Raw genomic sequence first — 7,574 nt, forward strand, 5'->3', positions numbered from 1 at the left:
GTTTTAGGATTTTAAATGATATAATTATAAAAAATGTAATTACAACTTTTGGCTAAAAGGTAGATGGGGTGAATTTATGATAGTAGAAGAGGCGTCAATAAATTATGGAGGATTGGCAGCACTTTTTTTATTTCTTTTATTAATAGCAGGGATATTTATTTTTCTCAGGCACTATAAAAATAATTTAGACGAAATGGGCAAAAAAAAAGTTAAAAAAATAATAAAAATAACAGCAGTTGCTTTTGCCATTATTTTAATAGCAATTTCAGTTAGAAATGTTTTAATGTATAATTATATTAAAAACCAACCTGCCGATATGATTGTCTGCACTCAAAAATCCGGAATGATGATGATAGATAACTACAGATATTATAAAGTAAAGACAGAATACGGCGTTAAAGAAAGCATAAAAGAGTCAGAATACAATGAATTGATAAGTTTATATGGTGAAAGGGAAATTTACAAAGAGGCAAAACAAAAAATTATAAGCACAAATGATAAATATAATGATATTAATATAACAAAGGTATTTCCTTTTAAGGACGATATTTATTACATTTTTGTTGATGAGGATAAAAAAGTTCATACATTTAGATATAATACAAACACAAATAAATCGGAAGAAATTTTTTTCCACTATATAGATGAAGATATAGGAGATTTAGAAGGCAAGGTGATTATTAGTGAATATCCTGACTTATATGATAGTATAAAAGAAAAACTTAATGAAGAAATTTTCTATTTTGGTATTATGTATGCAAATAGAAGAATAATATTTAAAACCATAGATAATAGTCCTAAAAAAAAGAGTTTTACATGCTTATATGAGTACATACCGGAGACTAAAGAAACTAAACTGTTAGTTAAGTTTGATGTTACAAATATACGGGAAATAGCATTTATAGAAGCAAATAAAAATAATTAAAAAATAAATTTTAGAGGAGTTGATATTTTATGAAAAGAAATTTTAAAGTACTGTTTTCGATTATTACAGTAATTGCGGTACTAATGTCATCATTATCTGGAATGACTGTTTCAGGATCACAAAACAAATTAAAAGAGAAAGTTGATTTGGCTTTTGTTATTGACACAACTGGTTCAATGGGTCCATACATTGATAATGTAAAGAGAAACATATCAGATTTTGCAGTTTATCTAGAAGAAAAAGGAATAGAGTTGCGAATAGGAATTATAGAGTACCGTGATATTAGTGCGGACGGTATTGATTCAACAAAGGTACATAAATTAAAGGGTTCAACATGGCACTATTCAACAAAAGATATGATTGAGACACTTGGTAAATTAAATGTTGATGGTGGAGGGGATACACCGGAGACTGTAATTGACGGTCTGGGTTATCTTGTGGATGACAAGAATACAATGCTTTGGAGTTCTCAAGCATATAAATTTGCAGTGGTGCTGACAGATGCAAATTATAAAGTAGCTAATACTCATGGTATAGCTAATATGAATGAAATGATAGATTTATTGGTTAAGAATGATATAAAGCTTTATATGGAAAGTCCTCAAAATGTAGAGGTTTTTATTGAAGATAAAGATGGAAATGTTGTTGCCTCAATAAGAAATGTTAAGAATACATTTGTCTTTGATGGTGAAGAATATACTTTTTCCTACGTTGAAACTGAAGGATTTGACAAAGAAGGATTTAGCTTTTATTCCACAGCATCTGATTTTGAAGAAGGGTTAAATGCTATTATTTATATACCTAACGGCGGTTATAAAGTAGTGTTTAAATATTTGGGAGATGAGGATTTACAGTTTGGAACAGAAATATCTACATTAAATAAAGATGGAGAAGTAACAGCATCAGCTACATATTTTAAAAATGATAAAGATGAAACCGGTCATGTTATTACTTTAGATATGACAGAAAAAGAAGTAACACCTGAAAATATTGGTTCATTAAGTGAGAAAGAAGCAGATGAAGCGGTTAAATATAATGTTGATTGGGAAATTGATCACAGATTAGACTTAACTAAAATTGGAGAATCTAAAAAAATAAATATTACCGGTGAAGTGGCGTCAAAAGTATCATGGAGTTCTTCAAGCGAAGAGATTGTAACTGTATCAGAAGAAGGAGAAGTTACTGCGAAAGGTTATGGAAGGGCAATTGTTTCTGCGACTGACGGAAATATAATTTTAAAATGTATTGTAACTGTATCCAAAGAAGCAAAATCTATTTATGTAGATGACATAATAATGCAACCGGGAGAAAGAGTAGTTATTGAGCCAAAATTTGATTCGGATGATGTGATAGAAGAGAAAATTACTTACGAATATGATAAAAATTTGGGAATAATTGAAATAAATGAATACGGCGTAATAATTGGGTTATCTGAGGGAACTGTTCAAGTAACAGCAAAAACTTCAAAAGGAATAAAAACCAAGTTTAATGTTACTGTTGCAAAAAGGGGAATAATATCCGTAGATTCAGTAATAATAGCAGAAGGTGATGTTAAAATACCTACAGGAGAAAAAACAACAATCAGAGCCGTTTTAAATCCTTATAATGCAGACAATCAAAAAGTTTTGTGGTATGTGGAGGATTCATCAATTGTATCGATAGAACCGGATGGGTTAAAATGTAATATTAAAGCTCTAAAAGAAGGAGAAACGACTATATCAGTTGTAACCAATGACGGTGGGTTTACAGATACAGTAAAAATCTCTGTAAGTGATTCATATAAAAGAGTTAAAGGAAGTACAAAAATAAAATCTAATAATGCTAATCTTAGATATCTTTCTATTGAAGGGGTAGATATTTCACCTGATTTCAAAGCAAATGTATTAGTTTATGATGCTGTGGTAGATAATAATACAACAAGTGTAAAAGTTAAAGCTGTAGCTGAAGATGATTCAGCTAAGGTAAGAATTGAAGGAGCAGATGCTCTTCAAGTAGGTATCAATACAGTAAATGTTATAGTAACCTCTGAGGCAGGAAATACAAAAAAATATACAATACTTGTGGAAAGAGAAGAGAAAAAAGACACAGACAAAGAGGATGAAGATATTGTAAAACCAGAAGAAGAAATACCAGAAGCTTTTTCAGACATAAAAGGTCATTGGGCAGAAGAACAAATAATGAAGTTAAATAGATTAGGAATAATAGCTGGTTTTCCTGATGGAATGGTAAGACCTGACAGAAACCTTACAAGGTCGGAATTGGCGGTTATTTTAGTAAAAACCTTGGGACTTTCTGCTTCCGGTCAAGAAACATTGGAATTTGCAGATGCAGATGAGATTCCTAGTTGGGCATATGAGTATGTACTTATAGCCAAAGAAAATGGGATTATACACGGATATGACGATAACACATTTAAACCTCATAATAAATGCAATCGTCAAGAAATGGTAACTATGCTAGTGAATGCGTTTGGTTTAGGAGAGTCAGATAAAATATTACCATTTAATGACAAGGGTGAAATTCACAACTATGCAAGAGGATTTGTTGCCAGAGCAAATGAACTTGGACTTGTACAAGGTTATCCTGATAATACTTTCAGACCGCTTAATAATATTACCCTTGCAGAAGCCGCAGCTATTATTTATAAATATATCAATAACTGAATTTTAATTTACCTATAATAGCAAAAAGGGTTAGGGAAAACCAAAAATTCCTAACCCTTAATTTATACCTGAATTTTGTAAGTGTAAAAAAATTGCCAACTTATACTTGACATTAACCTTTTTTGATCTTAGAGTATAATTATAGTTGGCAAGACAAGTAAATCGGGTAGGAGGTAAATAATTATTTTATTTACCGACCTCCCACACCACCGTACGTACGGTTCACGTATACGGCGGTTTCATAGTTTACACTCTAACTTCAAGGTAATATTTAAGAAGACTTAAATACCCTTGCTTTTCAAACCTGGCATTGGTTAGAGTTGTTGCAAGAATCCAGCTATTGGCTGTGTGCCAGTAGCTTTTTCTTGTGTTAGCCCATTCCCATGCCTTTTTCTTTAGCTACTCCTAACTTCCGAAGATTTTCGAATTTCGTCCTGACCTTCTTCCATCTTTTCCATGTTATCATCCGAATCCTTCTCCTTAACCATTCATCTATGGATTGCATAATCGCTTTCATGTCTGCCAGCTTAAAATACCGGACCCATCCACGAATAATTTGATTAAGTTTAGTTTTCCTTCCTTCTATGCTCATACCGTTACTCCTACCTGTTGTCTCTCTTAGTTTATCTTTTAATTTTGTTATGCTTTTAGGGTGAACTCTAAATCTGCATTTGCCTTTTATTCTATAGAAACCATATCCTAGATATTTAATTTGATTAAGTCTAGTTATTGAAGTTTTCTCTTTGTTTATCTTTAACTTCAATTTACCTTCTATGAATTTGCTGACCCTTTGAAATTGCCGTTGTCCAGCTCTCTTGCTCTTTGTAAATATCATAAGGTCATCGGCATATCTTACAAATCGATAGCCCCATTCCTCAAGCTTTTGGTCTAACTCATTTAGCATGATATTAGCTAAAAGCGGGCTAATTGGTCCACCTTGGGGAACTCCCACGTCGCTTCTTATGAACATCCCCCTATCCATGATTCCCGCATTTAGAAACTTTTGGATTAAAGATAAAACTCTATTATCTTTTATTAGTCTTGATAGAATTTCCATTAGCATAGATTGATTCACTGTATCGAAGAATTTTTCTAAATCTATATCGATAACATACCAATATCCTTGATTTGCGTATTCCTGGCATTTCTTTAGGGCATCGTGACATCCTCTATTAGGTCTAAATCCATAACTTGTTTCTACAAATTGCTTTTCGTATATTGGACTTAATACTTGAAGAATTGCCTGTTGGACTACTCTATCTCTTAAGGTGGGTATCCCCAGTTTGCGTGTTTTACCATTTTCTTTTGGTATTTCTACACGTTTAACCGGGTATGGTTTGTAGCTTCCTTTCAGTAAGGATGTTAGAATTTCCTCCCGGTGTGTCTTTAAATGTTCTAGAAGTTCATCCATTTCCATTTGGTCAACTCCACCTGCTCCTTTATTTCTCTTTACCTTTTGATAGGCTTCATTCATATTGCCACTGGATAGGATTCTTTCTAACATTCTTTCTGTTGGTTTGTTTGTGTTGATGTTGTCATTTTCAATCATCCTTGAATCACTCTGCCCATTTCTGCGTCTTTCGTGTTCCACACTATTCCCACAGCTGATGATGGTGTCTTTATTCTGTTTTCTGCATATTAACGTGTTCTCAGTAATTTTCATTGACTTCATCTCCTATGATTCAGCCCTTCCTATGATATCTAGATTCTCATAGTACTATGGCTTCTGCTGACTTCTCATGACAAATCTTGTTTCAACCATGGTTCATACTCTGTTTCCCCATGTCCATGAGACCTCCCCAGGTAAGAGCAACAACCTTCCTCCCATGCAACCGCCACATTTACTGTGTAGAGTTCGGGTAGTATTGGACTTCGTTTTGTTATGCAAACTCATCCGCTCTACTTCAGCCTGATGTGATTTCTGTTCGTCGGTTCAGGATTTTGCCTCCAGCTTCCTTCAGATTCCACGTCGCCGTGGACACCCTTGCTCTTGGCTAACGGTTCCTACTACCAAGCCCGTAGTGGACTTTCACCACCAAGTTGTTGCCCATGCTGGGCACACATAATTAGGAGATATCCGAAGATATCTCCCATATACATAAATCATCCTGTATAATGTTAATTGACGGAAAAAAAAACATTGATAGGAGTAGATTTATGTATAACCTAAGTGTAAACGGAAACGGTGTTAATTTCAAGGATTTAGAGAAAAAAATATATAAATATGCCTGTGAACAGGCATGTAAGATGATGACAGAGATTCTGACAAATTTAGATAAAATGCTTTTGGAGAAAAGGGATAAAAAAGTTTTTAGATTCAAGGTGTTCAAGCATACTTGTATTAAGACAATCATGGGACCCGTGGAGATTGATCGAAGGGTTTATGAATATGTTGATGAAAACGGGAAGAAAAGCTACAGATATTTGCTTGATGAATATCTGGAAATGGAAACTATAGGTCACATGTCTGCAAACCTTGTTGAGAAGATGGTTGAAAATGCAACAAACGTTTCTATGCGTAAGGCTGCACAGAACATAAAAGAAATGACGAACCAGGATGTAAGCCATATGGCTGTTTGGAATATAGTGCAGGAGTTAGGTCAGCGGATTGAGAAACATGAAGATGAAAAAATTAAGCAATATGAGGATTGTAAACTTAATGGCCAAAAAGAAGTAAAGGTATTGTTTGAAGAAGCAGATGGTGTTTGGCTCTGCATGCAAGGAAAAGACAAGCCTAAAAAGGGTCGAAAGAAAGAGTTGAAGCTTTCAGTGACGTATGAAGGATGGGTCAGGAGAAGTGGGAAGAAAGAAGCCTATTTGTTAAAAAACAAACGTGTATGTGCTGGGTTTACTGATTCCCGTAAGTTCAAGAAACTTAGAGATACAAAGATAGCAGAAGAGTATAATGTGGATGAAATTGAAACTAAGATTGTTAATGGAGATGGAGCAAGTTGGATAAAAGAAGGGCTTGGCGAGGAGGGTGTCTATTATCAGTTAGATCCCTTCCACAAGAGCCAGGCTGTTTTGAGGAATGTACCGGACAAAAAAGAAGCCGTAAAGCTGATAAAGCAGCTTCATGAGGGTGAGGAAGAGAAAGCCTTAGAACGCATAAAGGAACTTATGTATGAATGTGGTGGAGAAGAATTGCCTGTTAAGAAGTTAAAGACGCTTGAGGGATATTTAACGGCGAATAAGGAGGGATTAAGACCTTACCATTTAAGAGAAGACATAAAGATGCCAGAAGCACCGGAAGGGCTTTTATACAGGCATTTAGGCACGATGGAACACAATATATGCGATGTATTGGCTCAACGAATGAAAGGAAGGAAAATGAGTTGGTCAATAAAAGGGGCAAACAATCTTTCGAAGATTCTTGCAGAGAAATTCAGTGGCAGTCTTTATACCACTATAGACAAATTACTATATGGGGTTATTCCTGAACAGAAGTTTGAAGAAATTGTGGATGCTATCAAAAGGGTTGCCAGTAAGGTTCCGAGTAAACTAAAAAAGCAAAAAACATATAAAATTCATGAAGCGACTCGTCCATTTGAAGGATGTGCAGTTACTGAGGGCAGGAAGGCTATTAGAAATATTTTTAATGATCGATGTGCAACAGAATTAATATATCGATAAAGTAGAAAAGATATTTAAGCACATTTACAATGAGGTATTCCTGTATGATATTAAGAAAACAGGTTAACTTGATTAAATTATAAAAAGTAGTGTTTATGCCGCGAAAGCCTCTTGACAATGAGTAATCAGCATGTTAGGCTTCTATGCCAAGCATCAGACATACTTACATAGAATATCTCCTTGTTCAGAATGGTTGATGCCGCTGATGCCTCAAAACATGCTGTAAGAGGCTTGTTGTCAAGAGGATCGTGGAATAAATGTGTGGAACTATGCTGCATAGTAAAAAAGTGGGTTTTTAATGCATAACAAGCCAAACTTTCCAGAAAGAAGTTCACTAAATTAAAAGTATGAGG

At 34.4% G+C, this 7,574-nt stretch carries 4 protein-coding genes and 1 pseudogene; 4 read left to right on the top strand and 1 reads right to left on the bottom strand.

From position 1 onward, the window contains the following. The first annotated feature begins 76 nt into the window (after positions 1–76). Positions 77–925 carry a hypothetical protein gene (locus HVS_RS01895; protein WP_101298765.1) on the top strand — a complete coding sequence of 283 codons (849 nt, stop codon included), beginning with the start codon at positions 77–79 and terminating at the stop codon, positions 923–925. A gap of 29 nt (positions 926–954) precedes the next feature. Beyond that, positions 955–3,588: an S-layer homology domain-containing protein gene (locus tag HVS_RS01900; protein ID WP_101298766.1), complete on the top strand. Its 2,634-nt coding sequence runs from the start codon at positions 955–957 to the stop codon at positions 3,586–3,588. A gap of 246 nt (positions 3,589–3,834) precedes the next feature. Here the strand turns inward: HVS_RS01900 and ltrA are convergent. After that, a pseudogene (gene ltrA, locus HVS_RS01905) lies at positions 3,835–5,251 on the bottom strand (group II intron reverse transcriptase/maturase). A 494-nt stretch (positions 5,252–5,745) separates the two neighbouring features. Here ltrA and HVS_RS01915 point away from each other — a divergent pair. Together HVS_RS01915 and HVS_RS17460 are read left to right on the top strand one after the other, a co-directional pair. Further along, on the top strand, positions 5,746–7,221 hold the full coding sequence (locus HVS_RS01915) for an ISLre2 family transposase (RefSeq protein ID WP_101298764.1): 1,476 nt from the start codon (positions 5,746–5,748) through the stop codon (positions 7,219–7,221). 180 nt (positions 7,222–7,401) lie between these two features. After that, positions 7,402–7,527: a hypothetical protein gene (locus tag HVS_RS17460; protein WP_278278673.1), complete on the top strand. Its 126-nt coding sequence runs from the start codon at positions 7,402–7,404 to the stop codon at positions 7,525–7,527. Positions 7,528–7,574: the final 47 nt, after the last annotated feature.

It is taken from the genome of Acetivibrio saccincola (assembly GCF_002844395.1).
Lineage (GTDB): Bacteria > Bacillota > Clostridia > Acetivibrionales > Acetivibrionaceae > Herbivorax > Herbivorax saccincola.